General features: G+C 44.9%; 1 protein-coding gene. It reads right to left on the bottom strand.

Annotated elements, in window-relative coordinates:
- Nucleotides 1–139 precede the first annotated feature (139 nt).
- Nucleotides 140–1,039: an HpcH/HpaI aldolase/citrate lyase family protein gene (locus ACTXGO_RS14165; RefSeq protein WP_443574964.1), complete on the bottom strand. Its 900-nt coding sequence runs from the start codon at nt 1,037–1,039 to the stop codon at nt 140–142.
- Between the last annotated feature and the right edge of the window lie 144 nt (nt 1,040–1,183).

The following is a 1,183-nucleotide window of genomic DNA, read 5'->3' as shown; positions in this document are numbered from 1 at the left end:
AGCGATATCTCCTCCTTTACCCGTTTGTTTAAACGAGCGACCCAGCTGACGCCAAAAGAATATCAAAACAAGTTTTCGCGTATGGTGATCTGAAATTTTCTCTTACTTAACACTATGTATTATTTGATAAAACATAGCCCTACTCTACGTTGATTTGCATAAGCAGTTGCTGACAACGCTTAATGACAGGAGCGTCGATCATATTGCCATCTACCTTAAATACCGCTTGTCCGCTATGCTCGTACGCCTCAACGACCTTTTTAGCAAACGCAATGTCATCAGCGCTGGGCTGCAAGGCTTGTTTGACGACAGCGACTTGTTTGGGATGAATACAGAGCATTCCGGATAGCCCCATGTGTGACCAAAGCTGGACACGATCGCGTAGACCATTATCATCGTTAAAATCTGGATATATAGTATCGATAGGCGCAGCTAGCTGATGCACGGCGGACGCTAGTAGCAGATTATAGCGAATCTGATTAGCGACAATATCAGCGGCCTGCGTGCCCACTTGCACTTGTAGGTCATTACAAAGATCCAAAAATCCGTAGCTTAACGCTAATAGGCCTGATACTTTTGCCATAGCATCGAGATTATGTAGGCCCTTTGCCGTCTCTATCAGCGCAATGACTGATAGTCCAGTGACCTTGTATACCTGCTCTATATCTGCAGCGTTTTCTGCCTTTGATAAGAGGATACCGGCTAGGTTTGGCAATTGCTGACAGCATGCCAAGTCCTTGGTAAATTCATGACTGTTTGCACTATTGATACGCACCCACACGGGTTGATAATCAGCGCTGTCATGGTAGGTCTGTAGATCATTACGAGCTTTGACTTTGTCCACTACAGCTACGGTATCCTCTAGATCCACAATGACCGCATCGGCGCTGCTAGCAAAGGCTTTGGGCACGCGATCCATTCTTGTGGCTGGAACGAATAGCCATGCTTTTTTGCTTGCTAGCCTAGTACGCTTGTTTTGTTTACTTGGATTTTCATTATTAGATGGGAGCGTATCAGCAGAGGTTGAGGATGGCAGCATGGTCTTACCCTTTTGTTTAAAAAATATTCAAGATAATCATAGCAGTATAAAATCAGTCCTTTTTGCGCGCGACATACTGAACGACGGCGCTCATACCTTGATGACTTGATCCTTCCATAACGTTACGGTGTTTTTCGATAGCAA

The organism is Psychrobacter sp. T6-1, from assembly GCF_052258445.1.
This window is presented reverse-complemented; position numbering and strand designations above follow the sequence as displayed.